This is a genomic window from Paenirhodobacter sp. (assembly GCF_041916475.1).
GTDB lineage: Bacteria > Pseudomonadota > Alphaproteobacteria > Rhodobacterales > Rhodobacteraceae > Rhodobacter.
In genome coordinates this window covers 1-20,627 of sequence record NZ_JAYRZN010000014.1, presented here as the reverse complement: position 1 = coordinate 20,627, position 20,627 = coordinate 1, and the positions used below count along the sequence as shown (strand labels likewise).

Below are 20,627 nucleotides of genomic sequence, written 5' to 3'. Positions count from 1 at the left end.
GGGCTGGTCGCGCCGCCCTAGAGGGCGACGGTCTGGCCAGTCTGTGCCGAGCGGGTCGCGGCTTCGGCCACGCGCAGCGCCGCAACCCCATCCGCAAGGCTCACCGGAACCGGCGCATCATCGAGCACGGCAGAGACGAAAGCCTCCCATTCGGCCGCATAGGCCGCCATGTAGCGCTCGAGGAAAAAGTAGGTGGGCTTCGCGCTGCTCACGCCCGCAGCCGTCGCGCGCGTCACGGTATTCTCCAGCACGTTCTCCGCCGACAGAAGCCCCTCGGAGCCCAGCAGCTCCACCCGCTGGTCATAGCCGTAAACGGCACGGCGGCTGTTGCGGATCACGCCGATGCGGCCATCGGCATAGCTCAGCGTCACCACCGCCGTATCCACATCGCCCGCAGCACCGATCTCCGGATTGACGATCGACGTGCCCACCGCATGCACGGCCACCGGCGTGGCGCCCATGATGAAATTCGCCATGTCGAAATCATGGATCATCATGTCGCGGAACAGCCCGCCCGAGACCTTGATATACGACACCGGCGGCGGCGCCGGATCGAAGGAGGTGATCGAGAGCAGCTCCGCTTTGCCGATTTCGCCGGCATTGGCCGCGGCCTTCATCGCCGCGAAATTCGGGTCGAACCGACGGTTGAAGCCGATCATCACCGGCTTGCCGGTAGCCTCTGCCGCCTTCAGGCAGGCCTCCGCCCGCGCCAGCGAGAGATCCACCGGCTTTTCGCACAGCACCGCCTTGCCCGCGGCCGTCGCGGCCTCGATCAGGCTCGAATGGGTATCGGTGGAGGTCGCGATCAGCACCGCATCGATCGCCGGGTCGGAGAGGATCGCCTCGGTCGCGCGCGCCTCGGCGCCAAACCGCGCCGCCAGCGCCGCAGCCGCGTCCGCGTTCACATCCGACACCGCCACCAGGGCGCTGCGCGGATTGGCCGCGATGTTCACCGCATGCACCTGGCCGATCCGGCCCGCGCCGAGCAAACCAATCTTCAACATCTGTCCTCCCGAATCTGCGGCCCTCCTGCCGCATATCGGAAAAGTTACCGATTTTGCACGCGCGTGCAAGCTGTTTTGCACACGCGTGCAAAACACGCTAGCGTTAGCGCACCCAATCTATCGCGGCCCCCCGCCCCGGTGTATGAGGCAGATATGGCACCACGCTCAGACAGCTCGCCGGACGACGCATTCGGCAATATCACCGCAGATGACGTGGCCGCGGCCGCGGGGGTCTCGCGCTGGACGGTGAACCGCGCCTTCAAGAAACACGCCTCGATTTCGCCCGCCACGCGGGAGAAGGTGATGTCGGCCGCGGCGGCGCTCGGTTATGTGCCCGATCTGATGGCCGCCTCGCTCGCCTCGGCGCGCTCCAATCTGGTCGCGCTGCTGGTCGATGATTTCTCCAATCCGCACAAGCTGGTGATGATGGAGCGGCTGACCCACGCCCTGCGCCGGCGCGGCTGGGATACGCTTCTTGTCAACACCATCGACCGCGAAGACGCGGGCCATGCGCTTCTGGGCGCGAGCCAGCGCCGCGTGGATGCCGCGATCCTGATCGGGATCCAGTTCGACGACGAGGTGCTGGCCGCAGCCCTCCATGCGCGCAGGTTCCGCAAGCTGATCATCTTCGCGCGGATGTCGCAGCACCCGAACACCGTCTCGATCGCGGTGGACGATGTCCGCGCGATGACCGAGATCGCCGATTATGTGTATCGGCGCGGCTACCGGCGGCCGCTGTTTCTGGCCGGGCCGCGCACCCATTCGGCGCATCTGGAGCGGAAGGAGACCTTCGAGGCCTATTGGCGGCAGGCCTTCGGCGCGCCGCCCGAGAGCATCGCGGTCAATGCCTATGACGCGAACCTGGCCGCCGAAGTGCTGGAGCGCGCGCTGCGCGGCCGCCCGCGCGCGGATCTGCCCGATATCGTGGTCTGCGAGAACGACGCGCTCGCGATGGGCGCGGTCGATACCATCCGCCACAGCCTGAAGCTGCGCATCCCCGAAGATATCGCCGTCACCGGCTTCGACGACGTGCCGCAGGCCCGCGGCCCGAACTACAGGCTGACCACCTACCGCCAGCCGCTGACGGAAATGGCCGAATATCTGGTCGATGTGCTGGAAAGCGACACCGGCCCCGGGCTGAGCCGCGCCTTCACCGGCACGCTCATCCCGCGCGACAGCGCCTGATCAGGCCGCCAGCAGCTCGGCTTCGCGGCGCCGCGCGGCCTGCAGGGCAATCTCGCGCAGGTCGTTGCGGGTGATGTTCAGCTCGTCCAGCTCCCGGTCCGACACCAGCTCCAGCTCCGCCATCTTGTCGCGATAGACGCGGTATCCCGCGAACCGCGCCGCAATCCGGGCCAGCGGGCGGAATTTCGGCATCCCCGTGAGGGTCTCATGCATCTGCATGCTCATCGTCATCTCCATTTCTGTTTCCCCAGCATATCGATGCTGCAGCGCAGAAATAGAAGCCCCATCTCGGCAAGCCCGTTATGCCACGGGCGAATGGCCCTGTCTGCATTAAGGCTTAATTTACCCTGATCAACGACCCTGAGCACCCACCCCGGGCGACAGACCATACGGACAGAATGATGACGGACCAGGACAAACAGATCACCGGAGACAATGGCCAGCCGGCCGCGCCCCCCCGCGGCGCCGGATTTTCCGAAGAGGCCCTGCGCGGGCTCGACGATCTCGACGCCCGGATCCCGCCCGCCGATGCCCTGATCGAGCCCACCGCCGCCCCTGCCTTCCGCATGACCGACCGCCTGCGCCCCGATGTCGCCGCGGGCGGCGGCCTGCTGCGCGACGAAAGCGGCGCCGCCCGGCCGCATTACTGGGGCCACCGCGAGCGGCTGCGCACCCGGTTCCTGGAGGGCGGCCACCAGCCGATGCCGGAATACGAGATGCTGGAGCTCCTGCTGTTCAACGCCATCGCCAAGAGCGACGTGAAGCCGCTGGCGAAGCGGCTCCTCGCCACCTTCGGCGATCTGAACGGCGTGATCGCCGCCTCCAAATACCGGGTGCTGCAGGTGGAAGGCGCCGATCGCTGGGTCTGGCTGCAGCTGCGCCTCGTCGATGCCTTCGCGCAGCGCATGGCCCAGGCGAAGGTGCTCCAGCGCGAGATCGTCTCCTCCTGGGACGCGCTCATCACCTATTGCCGGACCTGCATGGCGCACCGCGAGACCGAACAGTTCCGCGTGCTGTTCCTCGACCGCAAGAACACCGTGATCGCCGATGAGGCGCTCTCCACCGGCACCATCGGCCATGTCCCGGTCTATCCGCGCGAAGTGGCCAAGCGCGCGCTGGAGCTGAACGCGAGCGCGGTGATCCTGGTGCACAACCACCCTTCGGGCGACCCGACCCCCAGCCACGAGGACGTCGCGATGACGGAGCGCGTGATGGCCGCCTGCGCGGCGATCGACGTTTCGGTCCACGACCATATCGTCATCGGCAAGGATTCCGAAGTCTCCTTCCGTGGCGCGGGGCTGATGTAGCCCGGGGTTCTTCCCGCACGCGCGCCCCCTCGCCCCGCCGCGCATGCCGGCGCCGAGCCACCCTCCGGCGGGGATGCCTGGCCACCCCACATCCCGAGCGCCCCTCTGCAAGCAGGCTTCCCGGCACGGCCACACCCGGCGCCCTTTCCGGAATCTGCTGCCAGCACGGCCCTGCGCACCGCCCACAGCATTCGCAATACCCTTCGCGCGCAAAACCCTCTAGCCTGAGCCCGCGCCACAGAAGGACCGCCCGTGAGCACAGCCCCCGTCCCCGCCGATCCCGCCTCCCCCGCGCTGCGCGATCTGGCCGAGCGCGCGCAGCTATGCCGAAGCCGCCAGCTCCGCCAATACCCGGCGCGCCTATGCCGCGGACTGGCGCCATTTCGCGGCCTGGTGCCGCCGCGAAGGGCTGGATCCGCTGCCGCCCGCGCCGCAGGTGATCGGGCTCTATATCACCGCCTGCGCCAGCGGCAGCCGCGCCGTGGGCGGGCGGCGCAACGCGGTCTCCACCATCGAACGGCGGCTCTCGGCGCTGTGCTGGGCCTATGCGCAGCGCGGCCTCGCGCTCGACCGGCGCGACCGCCACATCGCCACCGTCCTCGCCGGCATCCGCAACACCCATGCCGCGCCGCCGAAGCAAAAAGAAGCGATCCTGCCCAAAGACCTGCGCGCCATGCTCGCCACCTGCGATCCGGGCACGTTGCGCGGCCTGCGCGACCGGGCGATGCTGCTCATCGGCTTCGCAGGCGGGCTGCGCCGCTCCGAAATCACCGGCCTGGATATGGACCGCGAGCAATCCGCCGATGCCCGCGGCTGGATCCGGATCCTGCCCGAGGGCCTGCTGATCACCCTGCGCGGCAAGACCGGCTGGCGCGAAGTGGAAATCGGCCCCGGCTCCAGCCCCGCCACCTGCCCCGTGGTCGCCCTCGAAACCTGGCTGCGCTTCGCCCGGATCAGCCAGGGCCCGCTCTTTCGCCGCATCACCGCGGGCGAACCCGGCCCCATGCGCCTGAACGACCGCGAAGTCGCCCGCCTGGTGAAACGCGCAGCCCTCGCCGCCGGCCTGCGCGGAGATCTGCCCGAATCGGGGCGCGGCGCGCTCTTTGCCGGCCATTCGCTGCGCGCAGGCCTCGCCTCCTCCGCGGAAATCGACGAACGCTTCGTGCAGAAGCACCTCGGCCACGCCTCCGCCGAAATGACCCGCCGCTACCAGCGCCGCCGCGACCGCTTCCGCGTGAACCTCACCCGCGCCGCAGGCCTCTAGCGCGCGCAGGCCGGATCCACAGCACCCGGACGGCAATCCACCTGCTGCACCCGCCGCGGCCCCGCGACCCCATTCAGCAAGAACAGATAGGCCAGCGGCCGGGTCATCTGCTGCCCCTCGAAACTGGCGCTGAAAACGCCCCGGCTCAGGCTCTCGTCGGAGAAGATCTCATAAATCCGCCGCTGCACGAACTGCGCCAGTACCGGGCGGTCCAGCGTCGTCATCAATGCATAGGGCTCATAGGTCAGCGCCGGCCCCACCGGCTCGATCAGGCAGGCGCCGTTGCGAGTCACCCAGTCGCTGTGGCTCCGGTTGATAATCTCGTTGTCACCGAAATAGAACCGGGTTTTGCGCGGCATTGGTGCCGAACAGAACCATTCTGTCAGCGCCTGATGCGATGCCTTCGGACAGCCCACATACGTCACCTGCGCGCTCTGTGCATCCCCCATCCCGAAGAGCTTTTGCACGCCCAGCCCGATCCACACAAGCCCGCCCGGGCCCGCCGCGAAGGCTCCCGCATCGTCCTTGCGCAAAGCCCTGGCAAACCGCTCCCCCGGCGAGCCTTGCTGCGACAGGGCATACCTCAAATTCTCAGCCCGCACCGCAGCAGCTTTCATGCGCCCGCTCACGGTGAATGTTTCCGCCGGATTGCAGGCCTCCGGCGGCGGTGCATTGTCCTCTGGCCAGGTGCAATGCTCCGCACCGTCGACCATGCAGTGCTCCTTCACCACCGCTTCGGCCGTGGTCCCCCGCACATAGCCCAGAAGCATCGTCCGCGACCCGCGGCCTTCGCCCTCGTTCTTGCGGCGCAGATAGGTCACGGCGGAGGCAAAAACGACCGGCGAGAACAGCGCATTCTCCCACCGTTCCCGGTCTTCGTAGCGCAGCGTGACCGGGTCGCACAGCACATCTATCTCCGGCCCGCTGTTCAGCTTGCGAAACCGGTCCTCGGTCGCCACCTCCTGCACCTCAATCCTGTAGGCACTGCCCGCAAAGATCTCGAAACACAGATCGGCAATATAGCCCTTGTACTGGACACCCCCTCCGGAGGTGTTTTTATAGGAAAACGGCGCCGCATCCGCACGCAGCCCGATCCGCACGGTCTCGGGCTCCTCCGCGCGCCCCTGCCCTGCCATCGGCACCAGCAGCGCCGCCGCCAGCAGCACCACGCCCGCAGCGCGCGGCAGCGGCCCCGGTACCCGCGGCAGCGCCGTATCGCGCCCGGCGTTCTGGCACAGGAACAGCACGACCACCGCCGGGGTCACCATATCCACAAAATTATAGGCCAGGCATTCCGGCAGGCCGAAACGCCCCTCAGGCCAGTTGCATCCCCCCGTCGGGTAAAGCAACACCTCGCGCAGCTTTGCCAGAACCACGGCCAGCGCCGCCACCACACACATCGCCCCGACATGCCCCGCCATGCTGCGCGGCAGCCGCGCCAGCACCACCCCCGCGGATACCAGCGACGCAACCGGCACGAAGGACTGATAATACATCAGGTTGCTCGATGTATTCACTTCGGAGAACTGGCCAAACATCTGGCGTATGAACACGTCGCTGTTGCGCGCAACCATCCAGGTGTACAGCAGCGCCATCATCGCCATCAGCACTGCGCCCGCCAACCCGCCCCAGATCAGCGCCGACAGCACCCGCCCGGCCACCGGCGGCGCGGCCGCGCGCGGCCCGAGGTTCGGCGTCGTGGCATAGACCGCCACCAGCGCAGGCCACATATAGATGCTCAGCGTCCGCAGCGTCTCATAAAGCGCCGAGAGGCTTGCGGTCCAGATGTTCAGCGGCAACCAGGTCATCAGGTCCTGATTGGTCCAGTACAGCCCGACCAGATAAGCGAAAAACACCACCAGCGCACAGCACAGCACCTGCCGCATCGACGGCCCATAGGCATCGCGCCCGAAAACCCGATTCACCGCATCGCGCAGCTCCGGATCCGGGATCCCCTCGAATTCGCGGTCCCGCTGCGCATAGATCGCGTAGATCGCCCCCATTTCGTACAGATGCCGCTCCATGCTGTCGACGGCATTCACCAGCTGCTGCTCCTGCCGGGTCCGTTGAACTTCGGGTGGGCTCTCCACCTCGGCCCCCGCCTCCGCAGGCTTGGATTTGGGCGGGCTCGCCGCGGCCCCCGCCGCCTCCGCCTTCGGGGGGGCTTCGGCGGGCCGATCCTCCGCCGTTTCGGCCTGCCCCGCCCCGCCCTGTCGCGGCGCCGCGATCAGGTCATTCAGGTAAAGCGCGCTGGTCCAGGCCTCGCGCAGCTCGCGGGTCAAGGATTGCCGGGTATCGTCGCGCACGCCCGCATTGGGCCAGCCCGCGGCCCGCAGCCCGTCGATCATCCGCCAGGACAGCTCCGCCTTGGCGCGCACATCCCGTACCCGATAGGTCTGTGTGATCTCCTCATGCGCCCAGTCGCGGAGCGCGAACCCTCCCTTCTCCCGCAGCATCGGATAGGCATCTTTATGCTGGATGTCCCGGATCTGCAGGTCGATGAACCGCCGCGTATATTCCTTGACTAGGATCGGAATGCCCAGCTGCTGATGCACATAGCGCCGCAAACTGCGCTCCAGATGATCCAGCGGCCCGATCAGCTGCGTCAGCCCAGGCTGCGCAGAAGCGCGACCGAAGGCACCCCGGTCGGCACCTGCCCGATGCTCTGCTGATAAGCGCTGATCGCGGCCTTGCTCTTGTTGCCCAGCACGCCATCCGCGCCCCCGGTGTCGAACCCCTGCGCCGTCAGCCGCCGCTGCAGCGCAATGCGGTCGTCCTTGGTCAGCCCGTTGGCATCGGGCGGGAAGCTTCCCCGCAGCGGCCCCGCCCCCAAAATCCGGTCCGACAGATGCCCGACCCCGATCGCATAGAGGTCCGAATTGTTGTAGCGCTTGATCGCATCGAAATTGCGCGTCACCGCAAACTGCGGCCCGCCCGCCTGCGGCTGGATGATCCGGCCCGCCGGCGCCCCCGCACCCACCTCGCCGCCCCAGGGCAGCCCATGCACCCAACCGCTGCGCGCGAGGTACGCCGCGGTCGAGGCCAGCGCATCCGTCGGATCGTCGGACCAGATATCGGCCCGCCCGTCGCCATTGAAATCCACCGCATAGGCCAGATAGGAAGTCGGGATGAACTGGGTATGCCCCATCGCCCCGGCCCAGCTGCCGGTCAGCCGCTCCGGGGTCACATCGCCGCGCTGCACGATCCGGAGCGCCGCCGTCAGCTGCTGCTCGAAGAACTCCGCCCGACGGCCCTCATAGGCCAGCGTCGATGTCGCCGAAATCACCGAAACCTCGCCCCGCCGCTCGCCATAGAAGCTTTCCAGCCCCCAGACCGCCGCCACCACCTGCGGCTCCACACCATAGCGCGCCTCGATCGCGGCCAGCGTGCCACGGCGCCGCGCGAAGGCCGCGCGCCCCTTCGCCACCCGCTCATCCGACACCGCGATCGAAAGGTAGTCCTCCAGCGTGCGCGAGCTTTCGGGCTGGTTCCGGTCGCGCGTGATCGCCCCAGGCAGGAACCCGGCGCTGCGGAACCCGGAATTCAGCGTCGCCGCCGAAATCCCGCGCCCGGCCGCCCGGCCGCGATAGCCCGCCACCCAGGCGTCATAGCCCGCATCCCGCACCGGGCGCAGGTCATCGGGCAGCCCCGATGGCGCCACGCTCATCCGCGGCCCGCCACAGGCCGCGAGCCCTAGTGCCCCGAGCCCCATGCCAAATGTCCGCCTGTCGATCATCATCCCCGCCTCCACATCGTCCCTACTCTGGTTGACAGCTGTCAACTCCGCGCCATTTCGTCACTGTTTCCGCAGGAACAGTGACGTTTTCTCTCAGCCGCCGCTGCCCCAGCGGCGATGAAGATCCGCCAGGTTCTGCACCAGCCAATCCTCAAATCCGCGCGGCACCCGCTTGTCGAATTTCAGGGTCAGCCGCCCGCCCGGCCGCGTCACCTCCGCCAGCGGCATCCCCGTCGCGCTCAGAATCTGCTCCGCCGCGCCCGGCTCCCGCGGCGCCTTCGGCTTCGCCGCGCGCAGCGCCGCCTCGAATCGCAGGTCCGAAGGCCCCTCGGTGGCGTCTGCGGCCGCCAACACCGCCTCCAGCCCGACCCCGTCCGGGTCCAGCGCCTCGGCCAGCGCCAGCCAGCGCTCCCTCCCGACCGAAGGTGCCGCCCCGATCGCCGCGATCAGCCCCTCGGGCACCCGGTCCGCCACGCTCAGCACCCGCGAGACCAGCGTCTTGTCCATCGCCAGCGTGTCGCCCACCGTCTTGCGGTCATAGCCCGCCCGCGTCATCTGCCGGGCGAAACTGGCCTTCTCGATGAAGCTCAGCTCGCGCCGCGCCGTGTTTTCCTGCCCCTGCGCAATCACCAGGTCCCGGTCATCGAGCTGCCGGATCAGAGCCTTCACCGGCTGTTTCAGCGCCCTGAGCGCCGCCACACGGCGCCGGCCATAAACGATCTGATACCGCCCCTCGGCCTCCGGATGCGGCCGCACCAGCACCGGCACCTGCTGGCCATATTCCGCAATCGACGCCTGCAGCGCTGCATCTTCGGCCGGGTCTGCCTCCAGCCGGTCATGCACCCCGCCCGCATCGATCAGCTCCGCGTCGATCTCCATCAGCGCCCGCGCCTGCAGCTCCGCCACCGACCGCGAAATCGCCCCGATCGCCCCCCGCGCCATCCGCGGCGAAACCGCATTTTCCGCAGGAACAGAGACTGAATCGCCCAAAAGCCCCTGCAACAAATTCTTGCGTGCCATCAGCGCGCCTCCCTTCCCCAGGCCTGCTGGATCAACCCCTCGATCTCACCGTTCACCGCGTTCAGGCTCTCCATCGCGCGCTCATAGGTGCTGCGCGTCAGCGCGGATTTCTCGACCTCATACAACGTCTGCTTCGTCATCCCCGCATCCGAGATGGCCGTGGATTTCAGCACCGTATTGTTCAGCACATGCGCGCCAAACAGCCCGCGCATGAAGCTCACCATCTGCTTCTGCGGCCCGTCGCCCGGCTCATAGCGCGTCACCACATAGCGCAGCCAGTCGTAGCTCATGTTGCCCCCCGCATCCGCCACCACCCCGAGCAGGTTCGACGTCATCAGCAGGAACTGGCACATCGACATCACATCCAGCATCTGCGGATGCACCGTCACCAGCACCGCCGTCGCGGCCGACAGCGCCGCCATGGTGATGAACCCGAGCTGCGGCGGGCAATCCAGCACCACCAGGTCGTAATCCGTCTCTATCTCTGCCAGTTTCTCCGAAATCCGGGTGAAGAACATCTGCCCCTGACGCTGCGCCAGCGCCCGCGGCGTATCATGCTCGAACTCCATCAGATCGAGATTTCCGGGGATCAGATCCAGATTGGTAAAGTAGGTCTTCCGGATCACCTGCCGCAGCGGCACCGGGTCCTCATAGCGGATCGCATCATAGAGCGTGCCACCGTCCAGCATGTCGAATTCCGGCTGAAACCCGTGCAGCGCCGAGAGCGAGGCCTGCGGGTCCAAATCCACCGCCAGCACCCGGTAGCCATCCAACGCGCATTTCTGCGCCAGATGTGCCGCGGTCGTGGTCTTGCCCGAGCCGCCCTTGAAATTGATCACCGAAATGACCTGCAAATGATCCCCTGCCCGCCGCCCGGGCAGATAGCTCCCGGGCGTTTTTGCGCCGGATTCGAGAAGGATTCGCAGCGCCATGATATCCTCCGGCGTGTAGAGCCGCCGCCCCCCTGCCCCGGTCTCGGGCTGCGGCCCGCGCCCCTCCAGCGACAGCTTGCGCAGATAGGCGTCCTTCACCCCCAGCAGCTCCGCCACCTCCCCCGAGGTGAACCGCCGCAGCCGTTTCATCGCATGCGGCGGGAACAGCTGCGCCCGGTGCGCCAGCAGGCGCTCCGACAGCCGTGCGGCATGCTCCCCTACGAGGCGGTCAATACGGATCTGGTCCATCGTTCTGCTCTCTGTCCCGTTGTTACGCCTCGGAGCGATTGTTTCTGTGTTTGGCGTAACTATGCCGTGAACCGCTGCGCGGGTGCAAGTCCCTCACGGCTCGCCAGAGAATCGTCCCTATTCCAGCCCAAAACGCGTATTTCATTGCCCTCAGATGATCCGCAGCCCGGTCCCGGGCGCGATTGCCGCGAGGATCGCCCCGATGCGTCCCGAAAGATGGCCCTGCACATAGCTCGCGTGAAACCCCGTCGGCGCGCGCAAGACCAGCTCCGCCCCCTCCTCCACCGGCTCCAATGGCGCAATCCAGGCCCGATGCACGCTCTGGTCGTCCGCCATCAGCTGCCGCGACACCCTGCCCCACAGCGTTTCGGCGGCGGGCAAGGCGACCGGGCGGAAGGGAATGACCGTCCCGGTTTCGGGCTCCGCGACCGGCGCTTCCAGCCGCGGCGCCAGATCGGGGCCGACCAGCGCCCAGGCGCCCCGGGTATCTTCCAGGATCCGCGCGATCCCCAGCCCATGCACCGCAACCCGGCCCCGCGCCGCAGGATGGCGCTCCACCAGCCAGCCGCGCGCCCGCAGCGCCGCCATCTCGCGCTTCACCGTCCGCACATCCACCGACCACAGCCGCGCAATCTCCGCCTGGCCCACCGTGAGCTGATCGTTCTGCCAGTTGTAGCGCGCCGTGATCAGCGAAATCAGCCGCAGCGCCTGCCGCTGCACGGCCTTGTCCTGCGCCAGCGCATGCACCGCCAGCACTGTCAGCAAATCATACTTGCGCGTGCCGCTGCCGCGCCCCACCGCCTTCTTGACGAACATGCCTGCCCTCATATCGACAGGACCAGGATGCCCCGCCGCCACTCTGCCTCGATCAACCGGTTGTTCCGGCCGCTTTTGCGCCGTGTCCGGGGGATTACGCCGTAACCACCCCAAGCCAACGCTTTTCATCACTGCTCCCCGATTAGCGTTGCGCTTTCCGATTCTGTCAAGAGTATGCCGCGGGGCCCTCGGATCCTGCTCCCGAAATTCCTTTCAAGACCAGGTTCTCTGGTAATGGGGGACACCCTAGGTGACACCCTATCGCGCGGAAATGTCCCCTCAAAGGCGCGTTGGCGGAGGCAAACTGTCCCCCCAATGCCGCCGCCCGCCAGATCTTCGCGGTGCGAATCGCAGCGCCCTGTTCTGGCAGGGAAATGCGGCCATCGGCGGCTTTGCCCGTTTAGTATAAGGAAGGCTTTGCGCAGAATGCAAATCCATCGTATTTCTGTTCTCAACGATAATCTACGTCCAGAAACGGAAAAGAACATGTTTACCCATGAGGATCTCGCCGCGCTGCAGGCACAGTCGCTGAAGATGCAGGGCCATATCCGGCGCCAGACCTTCTCGCCCGAGCACGAGAAGACGCTGCGCCGCTTCTCGTCGTGGGAGGTGGCCGAGCTGATCTTCAAGATCAACCAGTCCACCTTCCGCGGGCGGCTCGCGGCGGAGCCGGACCTTCCCGGCGGGGAAGTCGAGGAGGACGGGCGCCAGCGCTGGTTCAGCCTCGCCGAGATCAACGAGCTGCGCCGGAAGATGAAGATCAACCGCCATTCGCTGATGCCGCCGCGCCCGGCGGGCAAGCGCGCGATCCGGGTCGCGATCTCCAATTTCAAGGGCGGCGCGGGCAAATCCACCGTGGCGCTGCACATGGCGCATGCGGCCGCGCTCGATGGCTACCGGGTGCTGCTGATCGATTTCGATCCGCAGGCGACGCTGACCCATTCGATGGGCCTGCATGACGTCAGCGAGGAGCTGACCGTCTGGGGCATCATCGCGCGCGACCTCGTGCACGAGACCGACCGCATGAACGCGGCCCCGCGCGCGGCCGAAAGCGGCACGGCGCTGCCGCAGCGCCGCCTGCCCGCCTCGGTGCGCGACCTTGGCCTCGGCGACCTGCGGGTCGCGGATTTCATCAAGCCCACCGCCTGGCCCACGATCGACATCATCCCCTCCTGCGCCAATGCGGCCTTCGTGGAATTCGCTTCGGCGCAGTACCGGCACCTGAACCCGGACTGGTCCTTCTTCGCGGCGGTCTCGCGCTATCTCGATGCGCTGCCGCCCGATGCCTATGACGTGGTGATCTTCGATTGCCCGCCCGCGATCGGCTACCAATCCATGAACGCGGTCTTTGCGGCGGATGTGCTCTATATCCCCTCCGGGCCGGGCTATTGGGAATATGACAGCACCACCTCCTTCATCGGCCAGCTGGCCGAGGCGCTCTCGGATCTCGCGACCGGGTTTGACGGAGCCTTCCCCGCGGGGAAGACGCGCCTGCCGAAGACCTTCCTGGAGTTGCGCTTCCTGATGACGCGCTATGAGCCCAACAACGACCTGCACCGCGCGATGTACGAGGCCTTCTGCAAGGTGTTCGGCGATACGGTGGCGAAGGAGCCGATCGAGATGACCCGCGCGGTGGAGCAATCCGGGCGCTTCCTGTCCTCGGTCTATGAGATCGACTACCGCACGATGACGCGCGAGACCTGGCGGCGCGCCCGCGCCTCCTTCGACCGCGCCTATGAGGAATTCCGCGCCTGCTTCCTGCAGGCCTGGGACAAGCTGGAGGATGAGGCATGAGCAAGCGGCGCATCTTCGATATCGACCTGCCGGAGGAGGAGGGAAGCTTCCCCGCGGGGAAGGAATCTGAGCCCACGGAGCCCGCGCGGCGCTCGCCGATGGCGGCGGCGATCACCGAAAACGCGGAGGCCCTGCGCGAGCGCCGCGCGGTCGAGGCGCAGATCCGGGCCGAGAACGATGCGCTCGCGGCCGAGCATGTGCGGATGAAGAAGCTCGGGCTGATCGTCGATCTGATCCCGCTCGAGGCGGTGGAGACCTGGAAGCTGGTGCGCGACCGGGTGAAGGGCGACGATTTCGAGCTCGCCGAGCTGATCGCCTCGATCCGCGATCTGGGCCTGTCGAACCCGATCCGGGTGGAGGCGCGGGAGGATGGCCGCTACGAGCTGATCCAGGGCTACCGGCGGCTCTCGGCCTATCGGGCGCTGCTGGAGGAGACGGGCGACGCCGACCGCTGGGGCCGGATCCCGGCGGGCATTCTTCCCCGCGGGGAAGACCTGGACGGGCTCTACCGCCGGATGGTGGACGAGAACCTGGTGCGCAAGGACATCTCCTTCGCCGAGATGGCGATGCTGGCGCTGAACTACGCCCACGACCCGCAGACCGCCGAGACCGACCCGGACCGCGCCGTGGCGCAGCTGTTCCAGTCCGCGGGCTATCAGAAGCGCAGCTACATCCGCCATTTCATCCGGGTGATGGAGCGGCTGGGGGACGACCTGCGCTTCGCCCAGCATATTCCGCGCGCGCTCGGGCTGCGGCTGGCGGGGGTGCTGGAGGAGCGGCCGGAGGCGGCAGCGCAGATCCGCGCGGCGCTGGCCGGGTGGGACAACCGCTCCGTCACCGATGAGATCGGCGTGCTGCAGAAGGCCGCGGGGGGCGAGGAGCTGACCGAGGCCGCGGCGCCCGCGAAGCCGCGCATCGGCCGGGCCAAGACCACGTTCCAGGTCTCGGCCCGGGGGGGGGCTGCGAAATGCACCGCCGCCAATGGCCGGCTGGAGATCCGCTTCGGGCGGGATTTCTCTACCATGGATCGACGCCGCCTGGAGGCGGCTCTGGCGCGGATGCTCGACGAGATCGAGTGACCGGAAGGGCAGGGCGCTGGCCCTGCCTTTTTCATTTCAAATCATCGCTTTAGGGCGAATTATCGGGCCGCCGCGGAGGAGGGAATCCTGCAATCCGGCGCCTGCGCGGTGATCTGCTTCCCTTTTGGCCGCCGGATTTGGAATGGCCCTGACGGGGGCCGGGGCGTAACCATAATCACGACACGAATTGTAGATCTTTAGGCCCCTCCGGCAGCCAGACCCCTGCGCGAGCGGCCGGTTTCGGAGCGCCGCCATGAGCCCAGATCCCCGCCTCAAGCCCCCGGTACCGCCCCGGCGGATCGCCTCGCATGAGGAGGCCATTGCCGCGGCTGAAAGCCTCGCCGCCGCCTGGGCGCCGGGCGCCGCGCGGCGCGATGCGGAGCGGATCCTGCCCTGGGACGAGATCGAGGCCTTCACCGCCTCGGGCCTCGGCACCATCACCATCCCGCGCATGCATGGCGGGCCGGGGCTGTCCTTCGTGACGCTGGCCGAGGTGTTCGAAATCCTGTGCGCGGCCGACAGCTCCGCAGGCCAGGTGCCGCAGAACCATTTCGGCGTGCTGCGGCTTCTGGAGGAAGCGGGCAGCCCGGCGCAGCAGGCGCGCTTCTTCGGCGCGGTGCTGGCCGGGGCGAGGATCGGGAACGCGGGGCCGGAGAAGGGGCGCCGCGCGCTCACGCATAACAGCACCGCGCTGCGGCGGGGGGCAGGCGGGTTGCGGCTTAGCGGGCAGCGGTTCTATTCCACCGGCGCGATTTTCGCGCATTGGATCCCGACGCGGGCGAGCGATCCGGAGGGGCGGGCGGTGCAGGTCTGGGTGCCCCATGATGCGCCGGGGCTGCAGGTGGTGGATGACTGGGCCTCCTTCGGGCAGCGGACCACGGCATCGGGCACGGTGATCTTCGACGACGTGCCGATCCCGGAGGAGCAGGTGATCCCGGTCTGGCAGCGGGCGGAGATCCCGGGGCTGGCGGGGCCGGTCTCGCAGCTGATCCAGGCCGCGATCGACAGCGGCATCGCGCTTGGCGCGCTCGGCGAGGCGGTGCGCTTCGTGCAGGAGAAGGCGCGGCCCTGGACGGATTCGGGCCTGGAGCGGGCGCAGGACGACCCGCATATCATCGCCGATGTCGGCCGGCTGCAGGTGGATGTCTGGGCGGCGCAGGCGGTGCTGCGGGAGGCTGCGGCGGAGCTGGACCGGATTGCGGCGGTGCCGGTGACGGCCGAGAGCAGCGCGCGGGCCTCTGTTGCGGTGGCGGAGGCCAAGATCGTGACCACGGAAATCGCCCTGACCGCGGCCGAGAAACTGTTCGAGCTGGCGGGCTCGGCCGCCACCCGCGCGGCGCCGAACCTCGGGCGGATCTGGCGCAACGCGCGGGTGCATACGCTGCACGATCCGGTGCGCTGGAAATATCACCTGCTTGGCAACTGGCACCTGAACGGGGCGCGGCCCGCCCGCCATCAATGGAACTGAGATCATGAACGCACCGCGCATCGCGCCCCCGCCCGAAGACACCCGTGTGATCCGCACCGAGACCGAGGCGCTCGACGCCGCAGACCGGCTGGCGCGCGATTTCGCCCGCGGCGCCGCGGCGCGGGACCGCGACCGGATCCTGCCCTGGGAGGAGCTGGAGCGGTTCTCGGCCTCGGGGCTCTGGGGCATCACCGTGCCGCGGGAGCAGGGGGGCGCAGGGGTCTCGGCCGGAACGCTGGCGCGGGTGATCGCGCGGATCGCGGCGGCGGATGGCTCGCTCGCGCAGATCCCGCAGAACCATTTCTATGCGCTGGAGGTGCTGCGCTCGGGCGGGACAGCGGCGCAGCAGGCCTTGTTCGGCGGGCTGGCGCTGAAGGGGCTGCGCTTCGGCAATGCGCTGGCCGAAATCGGCGCGCGGGATTTCAAGCGCCGCACCCGGCTGAGCCGCGAGGCGGGGCGGCTGTTCGTGGATGGGCAGAAATTCTACTGCACCGGGGCGATCTATGCGCATTGGATCCCGACGCTGGTGGTCGATGATGCGGGCGTGCAGCAGATGGTGTTCATCCCGCGCGGCGCGCCCGGGGTGAGCGTGACCGACGACTGGGACGGCTTCGGGCAGCGGGTGACGGGCTCTGGCAGCGTGCGCTTCGAGCGGGTGGCGGTGGAGCCCGACTGGGTGATCCCGTTCCAGGCGAGCTTCGAGCGCCCGACCCCGATCGGGCCGCTGGCGCAGATCATGCATGCAGCGATCGACCTCGGGATCGGGCAGGGGGCTTTTGCCGAGACGCTGCCCTTCATCCGGGAGCGGGCGCGGCCCTGGCTCGATGCCGGGGTGGCGAGCGCAGCGGAGGATCCGCTGACGCTGGAGGGGCTGGGCGGGGTGGCGGTGAAGCTGCGCGCGGCGGAGGCGTTGCTCGCGCGCGCGGGGCGGGCCGTGGATGCGGCCATCGCCGAGGCGACGGAGGCAAGCGTGGCCGAGGCCTCGCTCGCGGTCGCGGCGGCGCGGGCGGCGAGCACGCAGGCGGGGCTGCTCGCGGCCTCGAAGCTCTTTGAATATACCGGCACCTCGGCTACGCAGGCCGAAGACAACCTCGACCGGCACTGGCGCAATGTGCGGGTGCATACGCTGCACGATCCGGTGCGCTGGAAATATCATGCCATCGGCAACCATGTGCTGAACGGCATCAACCCGCCGCGCCATGGCGCGATCTGAGGGGGACCCGATGGGCCGCAACATCATCGTCAACGCCTTCAACATGAACTGTGTCGGCCATATCAACCATGGCCAGTGGACGCATCCGCGCGACCGCTCGCAAGACTATACGAAGCTCTCGTACTGGACCGATCTGGCGCGGCTGCTGGAGCGGGGGCTGTTCGACGGGATTTTCCTCGCCGATATCCTCGGCACCTATGACATCTATGGCGGCGGGCTCGATGTGACGCTGCGCGAGAGCGTGCAGCTGCCGGTCAACGACCCGATCCTGCTGGTCTCGGCCATGGCGGCGGTGACGCAGGGGCTTGGCTTCGGGGTCACGGTAAACGTGAACCAGGAGGCGCCCTACACGTTTGCGCGGCGGATCTCCACGCTCGACCATCTGACCGGGGGCCGCGTGGGGTGGAACGTCGTCACCGGCTACCTCGACAGCGCCGCGCGCGCCGTGGGCCGCGATGCGCAGACCGCGCATGACCTGCGCTACGATCAGGCGGATGAATATCTCGAGGTGCTCTACAAGCTCTGGGAGGGCTCGTGGGACGGGGATGCGGTGATCCGCGACCGCGCCCGGCGGATCTATGCGGATCCGGCGAAGGTGCGCCCGGTGGTGCATCATGGCCGGTTCTACGATGTGGAGGGGCCGCATCTGTCGGAGCCCTCGCCGCAGCGCACGCCGGTGCTGTATCAGGCGGGCACTTCGGGGCGCGGGCAGCTGTTCGCGGCGCGCCATGCGGAATGCATCTTCATCGGCGCGGCCACGCCGGAGGCGGCGCAGCGCACCTCGCGCGCGCTGCGCGCGGCGGTCGTGGCGGCGGGGCGGCGGGGCGGCGGCCCGAGGATGTGAAGATCCTGGTGGGCATCTGCGTGATCCCGGGGGCATCTGCGGGCGAGGCGGCGGACAAGCTGGCCGAATACCGGCTCCATGCGAGCCCGGAGGCGGGGCTGGCGCATTTCGCGGCCTCCACCGGCATTGATTTCGCGCGCTACGGGCTCGATGACCCGATCCCTTATGGGCCGACGAATGCGATTCAATCCGCGACGGCGGTGGCGCAGGCCGGCGGCTGGACCAAGCGCGACCTGCTGGGCCAGCTGGCGATTGGCGGGCGCTATCCGGTGGTGAGCGGCACGCCCGCGCAGGTGGCCGACGAGCTGCAGCGCTGGATTGCGGTGGGCGAGATCGACGGGTTCAACCTGACCCGGATCGTGACGCCGGAAAGCTATGCCGATTTCGCCGATCTGGTGGTGCCGGAGCTGCAGGGCAGGGGGGTCTACAAGACCGCCTATGACGAGGGCACGCTGCGCAGCCGGCTGTTTGGCGCGGGGGACCTGCTGCCTGCGCGCCATGCGGTGGGCGCGTTCCGGCCGGGGGCGCTGGCGGCGGAGTGAGGCGGCACCTTTGCGCCCGGGGCGCAGGCTCTCCGGGCGCCGTGACTCTGGAGGCGGGATGCCGCGGGCTTCAGCGGGCCGGGGCGTCATTGCACAGAGTGTTGAAGGATCCTTGCAGCACATGCCCGGAGAAGATGAGGCGGGCGGATCTTCGGTGCGGCCCAGATGTAACCGTCCGGTCTGACCGCTACCGGTTCCATTGCCCTGGCAGCAGGTCATCGACCTTTGTGATCTTGTAGTCCGGGATGCGGGCAAGGGTGTCGGCGAGCCAGGCGTTAGGATCGACGGCGTTGAGCTTGGCTGTTTCGATCAGGGTGTAGGCGATGGCTGCGGCCTTGCCGCCCGCTTCGGAGCCGACGAAGAGGTAGTTCTTGCGGCCGAGGGCGATGGCGCGCATGCCGCGTTCGGCGGCGTTGTTGTCCAATTCGAGGATGCCGTGATCGAGGTATGGGCGCAGGCGTTCCATTCGGGTCAACGCGTATCGGATGGCGGATGCGAGCGGGGATTTGCCCGAGATCGTGGTGAGTTGCATCGCCAGCCATCGCTCCAGATCGTCGAAGACCGGGGCGGCATGGGAGTGGCGGAGTTCGGCGCGGCGATCCGGTGATGATCCCCGTGCCTCCTTCTCGACGGCATAGAGTTGCGCGATCCGGCCGATGGCCTCTTCGGCGATGGGCGAGCCTTGCGACCGGTGAATGTCGACGAACTTGCGTCTGACATGGGCCATGCAGGCGACCTCGCGGATGGTGCCGGACCGATAGAGATCCTCGAAGCCTGCATAACCATCGGCGTGCATCCAGCCGCGGTAGCGGGCGAGATGGTCCTTGGGATGCTGACCTTTGCGGTCCCCCGAGAACCGATACCAGGCCGCGGGCGGGGCGATGCCGCCCCAAGGGCGTTCGTCGCGGGCATAGGTCCAGAGCCTTGCGGTCTGTGTCTTGCCGGTGCCAGGGGCGAGCATGCTGATCGGCGTGTCGTCCGCGAAGATCGCCTCGGCCGACAGGACATGACGCCCGATGGCATCGGCCAGCGGTTCCAGAAGGGCGGTGGTCTTGCCGACCCAGTCAGCAAGGGTGGAACGGTCAAGATCAATGCCTTCGCGGTCGAAGATCTGACTTTGGCGATAGAGCGGAAGGTGATCGGCATACTTTCAGACCAGAACATGGGCCAAGAGACCGGGACCGGGGCGGCCGCGCTCGATCGGGCGCGACGGCAGCGGGGCCTGGACGAAGCGTTCGCAGCAGGCGCAGGTCAGCCGGGGCCGGACAATGCGGTTCACGATGAAGCGTCCGGGGACGTATTCCAGTTCTTCCGTCACATCCTCGCCGATGCGGCGCAGGCGGCCGCCGCAATCGGCACAGGCCTCGGCTCCGGGCGTCAGTTCCACTTCCATCCGCGGGATGTGGTCAGGGATCGGACGGCGCTTCGGTTTGTCCTTCTCCTCGACGTCCGGCAGCTTCATGCGCGCCGTCATCGCGGCGGCGGCGATCTCGCTGGTCTCAAGCGCCAGCTGAAGCTGTTCCGCAGTCTCGGACGACGCCCCGAACCGGTGCGCGCGGTGTCCGGCCAATTGGTGCCGGAGCTTCTCGATCAGGATCGCCTGCGCCTTCACCTCGGCCAGAAGCCGCGCGGTAAAGCTGCGCAGTTCCTCGGGGTCTTCTGGCAAGGTCAGGTTCTGATCCAGCATACAAAGAGTTTATCCCACTGTATTCGTTGTGGGAATCATAGATTGTAGAGTAAGCAGATTATCCCGCTGCCAGAGGCCGCCACGTCCGCTGCGGCGCCCGCCAGTCAATGCCTTCCAGCAGCATCGACAACTGGGCAGGCGACAGCGCGACCTTCCCGTCCTTGGCCGAGGGCCAGACAAACCGCCCCTTCTCCAGCCGCTTCATGAACATGCAGGCACCTTGGCCATCCCACCAGATCACCTTGACCAGATCGCCCCGACGGCCACGGAACACGAACAGATGCCCGGCAAACGGGTCTTGCTTCAGCACAGCCTCGGCATGAGCGGCCAGGGCCGCAAAGCCCTTGCGCATGTCAGTGACACCCGCCGCCAGCCAGACCTGCGTGTTGACCGGAACCGGGATCAAACCGTCAGACCCCGGATCAGCCGCGCCAATGCCTCGGGATCATAGCTCCCGCTGACGCGCATCCGGTGCCCATCCACCAAG

The 20,627-nt window shown here is 67.8% G+C and carries 17 protein-coding genes and 1 pseudogene; 9 read left to right on the top strand and 9 right to left on the bottom strand.

From position 1 onward, the window contains the following. Positions 1-17: 17 nt before the first annotated feature. Positions 18-1,004, bottom strand: a complete 987-nt coding sequence (iolG, locus tag ACOMG5_RS07740) for an inositol 2-dehydrogenase (RefSeq protein WP_420343223.1) — start codon at positions 1,002-1,004, stop codon at positions 18-20. 153 nt (positions 1,005-1,157) lie between these two features. Here iolG and ACOMG5_RS07735 point away from each other — a divergent pair, with 153 nt between their 5' ends. Next, positions 1,158-2,189, top strand: a complete 1,032-nt coding sequence (locus tag ACOMG5_RS07735; protein WP_420343222.1) for a LacI family DNA-binding transcriptional regulator — start codon at positions 1,158-1,160, stop codon at positions 2,187-2,189. On the opposite strand, the gene ACOMG5_RS07730 is transcribed toward ACOMG5_RS07735, so the two are convergent. Next, on the bottom strand, positions 2,190-2,420 hold the full coding sequence (locus ACOMG5_RS07730; RefSeq protein WP_420343221.1) for a DUF1127 domain-containing protein: 231 nt from the start codon (positions 2,418-2,420) through the stop codon (positions 2,190-2,192). Positions 2,421-2,590: 170 nt separating this feature from the next. On the opposite strand from ACOMG5_RS07730, the gene radC reads away from it, so the two are divergent. After that, the gene (radC, locus tag ACOMG5_RS07725; RefSeq protein ID WP_420343220.1) at positions 2,591-3,496 is read left to right on the top strand and encodes a RadC family protein; all 906 of its coding nucleotides are present in this window, start codon (positions 2,591-2,593) and stop codon (positions 3,494-3,496) included. A gap of 436 nt (positions 3,497-3,932) precedes the next feature. After that, a complete protein-coding gene (locus ACOMG5_RS07720) occupies positions 3,933-4,760 on the top strand; it encodes a tyrosine-type recombinase/integrase (RefSeq protein WP_420343219.1) in 828 nt (275 codons plus the stop codon). Here ACOMG5_RS07720 and ACOMG5_RS07715 read toward each other — a convergent pair. The 5 genes from ACOMG5_RS07715 to ACOMG5_RS07695 all read right to left on the bottom strand — a co-directional run bounded on the left by ACOMG5_RS07715 (position 4,757) and on the right by ACOMG5_RS07695 (position 11,513). Further along, positions 4,757-7,327 (bottom strand): transporter substrate-binding domain-containing protein, encoded by a 2,571-nt coding sequence (locus ACOMG5_RS07715; protein ID WP_420343218.1) that lies wholly within the window; start codon positions 7,325-7,327, stop codon positions 4,757-4,759. The two genes, ACOMG5_RS07720 and ACOMG5_RS07715, sit on opposite strands and share 4 nt — an antisense overlap. A gap of 38 nt (positions 7,328-7,365) precedes the next feature. Further along, positions 7,366-8,499 (bottom strand): lytic murein transglycosylase, encoded by a 1,134-nt coding sequence (locus tag ACOMG5_RS07710; protein ID WP_420343217.1) that lies wholly within the window; start codon positions 8,497-8,499, stop codon positions 7,366-7,368. Between the two features lie 90 nt (positions 8,500-8,589). Further along, positions 8,590-9,516 carry a plasmid partitioning protein RepB gene (gene repB, locus ACOMG5_RS07705; protein ID WP_420343216.1) on the bottom strand — a complete coding sequence of 309 codons (927 nt, stop codon included), beginning with the start codon at positions 9,514-9,516 and terminating at the stop codon, positions 8,590-8,592. Next, positions 9,516-10,697: a plasmid partitioning protein RepA gene (repA, locus tag ACOMG5_RS07700; protein ID WP_420343215.1), complete on the bottom strand. Its 1,182-nt coding sequence runs from the start codon at positions 10,695-10,697 to the stop codon at positions 9,516-9,518. The genes repB and repA overlap by 1 nt, the downstream gene beginning before the upstream one ends. Before the next feature lie 150 nt (positions 10,698-10,847). Beyond that, positions 10,848-11,513 carry a hypothetical protein gene (locus tag ACOMG5_RS07695; RefSeq protein ID WP_420343214.1) on the bottom strand — a complete coding sequence of 222 codons (666 nt, stop codon included), beginning with the start codon at positions 11,511-11,513 and terminating at the stop codon, positions 10,848-10,850. A 486-nt stretch (positions 11,514-11,999) separates the two neighbouring features. Between ACOMG5_RS07695 and ACOMG5_RS07690 the strand changes: the two genes are divergently transcribed. The 6 genes from ACOMG5_RS07690 to ACOMG5_RS07665 all read left to right on the top strand — a co-directional run bounded on the left by ACOMG5_RS07690 (position 12,000) and on the right by ACOMG5_RS07665 (position 18,453). Then, on the top strand, positions 12,000-13,307 hold the full coding sequence (locus tag ACOMG5_RS07690; protein WP_420343213.1) for an AAA family ATPase: 1,308 nt from the start codon (positions 12,000-12,002) through the stop codon (positions 13,305-13,307). Continuing rightward, positions 13,304-14,386, top strand: a complete 1,083-nt coding sequence (locus ACOMG5_RS07685; protein WP_420343212.1) for a ParB/RepB/Spo0J family partition protein — start codon at positions 13,304-13,306, stop codon at positions 14,384-14,386. The genes ACOMG5_RS07690 and ACOMG5_RS07685 overlap by 4 nt, the downstream gene beginning before the upstream one ends. 253 nt (positions 14,387-14,639) lie before the next feature. Next, positions 14,640-15,854 carry an SfnB family sulfur acquisition oxidoreductase gene (locus ACOMG5_RS07680; RefSeq protein ID WP_420343211.1) on the top strand — a complete coding sequence of 405 codons (1,215 nt, stop codon included), beginning with the start codon at positions 14,640-14,642 and terminating at the stop codon, positions 15,852-15,854. A gap of 4 nt (positions 15,855-15,858) precedes the next feature. Beyond that, positions 15,859-17,067 (top strand): SfnB family sulfur acquisition oxidoreductase, encoded by a 1,209-nt coding sequence (locus ACOMG5_RS07675; RefSeq protein WP_420343210.1) that lies wholly within the window; start codon positions 15,859-15,861, stop codon positions 17,065-17,067. Between the two features lie 10 nt (positions 17,068-17,077). After that, positions 17,078-17,911 carry an NtaA/DmoA family FMN-dependent monooxygenase gene (locus ACOMG5_RS07670; protein ID WP_420343209.1) on the top strand — a complete coding sequence of 278 codons (834 nt, stop codon included), beginning with the start codon at positions 17,078-17,080 and terminating at the stop codon, positions 17,909-17,911. After that, positions 17,908-18,453, top strand: a complete 546-nt coding sequence (locus ACOMG5_RS07665; RefSeq protein ID WP_420343208.1) for a hypothetical protein — start codon at positions 17,908-17,910, stop codon at positions 18,451-18,453. Before ACOMG5_RS07670 ends, ACOMG5_RS07665 begins: the two co-directional genes overlap by 4 nt. Before the next feature lie 187 nt (positions 18,454-18,640). Here the strand turns inward: ACOMG5_RS07665 and tnpC are convergent. Next, a pseudogene (gene tnpC / locus ACOMG5_RS07660) lies at positions 18,641-20,140 on the bottom strand (IS66 family transposase). Positions 20,141-20,198: 58 nt separating this feature from the next. Further along, positions 20,199-20,546 carry an IS66 family insertion sequence element accessory protein TnpB gene (gene tnpB, locus ACOMG5_RS07655; protein WP_420343207.1) on the bottom strand — a complete coding sequence of 116 codons (348 nt, stop codon included), beginning with the start codon at positions 20,544-20,546 and terminating at the stop codon, positions 20,199-20,201. Positions 20,547-20,627 lie beyond the last annotated feature (81 nt).

Bases quoted from the DNA above. Each gene is read 5' to 3' on its own strand.
- ACOMG5_RS07675 (WP_420343210.1), top strand. From the start codon at position 15,859: ATGAACGCACCGCGCATCGCGCCCCCGCCCGAAGACACCCGTGTGATC.
- ACOMG5_RS07695 (WP_420343214.1), bottom strand. From the start codon at position 11,513: ATGTTCGTCAAGAAGGCGGTGGGGCGCGGCAGCGGCACGCGCAAGTAT.
- radC (WP_420343220.1), top strand. From the start codon at position 2,591: ATGACGGACCAGGACAAACAGATCACCGGAGACAATGGCCAGCCGGCC.
- ACOMG5_RS07730 (WP_420343221.1), bottom strand. From the start codon at position 2,420: ATGACGATGAGCATGCAGATGCATGAGACCCTCACGGGGATGCCGAAA.
- ACOMG5_RS07690 (WP_420343213.1), top strand. From the start codon at position 12,000: ATGTTTACCCATGAGGATCTCGCCGCGCTGCAGGCACAGTCGCTGAAG.
- ACOMG5_RS07685 (WP_420343212.1), top strand. From the start codon at position 13,304: ATGAGCAAGCGGCGCATCTTCGATATCGACCTGCCGGAGGAGGAGGGA.
- iolG (WP_420343223.1), bottom strand. From the start codon at position 1,004: ATGTTGAAGATTGGTTTGCTCGGCGCGGGCCGGATCGGCCAGGTGCAT.
- repA (WP_420343215.1), bottom strand. From the start codon at position 10,697: ATGGACCAGATCCGTATTGACCGCCTCGTAGGGGAGCATGCCGCACGG.
- ACOMG5_RS07710 (WP_420343217.1), bottom strand. From the start codon at position 8,499: ATGATGATCGACAGGCGGACATTTGGCATGGGGCTCGGGGCACTAGGG.
- ACOMG5_RS07670 (WP_420343209.1), top strand. From the start codon at position 17,078: ATGGGCCGCAACATCATCGTCAACGCCTTCAACATGAACTGTGTCGGC.
- repB (WP_420343216.1), bottom strand. From the start codon at position 9,516: ATGGCACGCAAGAATTTGTTGCAGGGGCTTTTGGGCGATTCAGTCTCT.
- ACOMG5_RS07680 (WP_420343211.1), top strand. From the start codon at position 14,640: ATGAGCCCAGATCCCCGCCTCAAGCCCCCGGTACCGCCCCGGCGGATC.
- ACOMG5_RS07735 (WP_420343222.1), top strand. From the start codon at position 1,158: ATGGCACCACGCTCAGACAGCTCGCCGGACGACGCATTCGGCAATATC.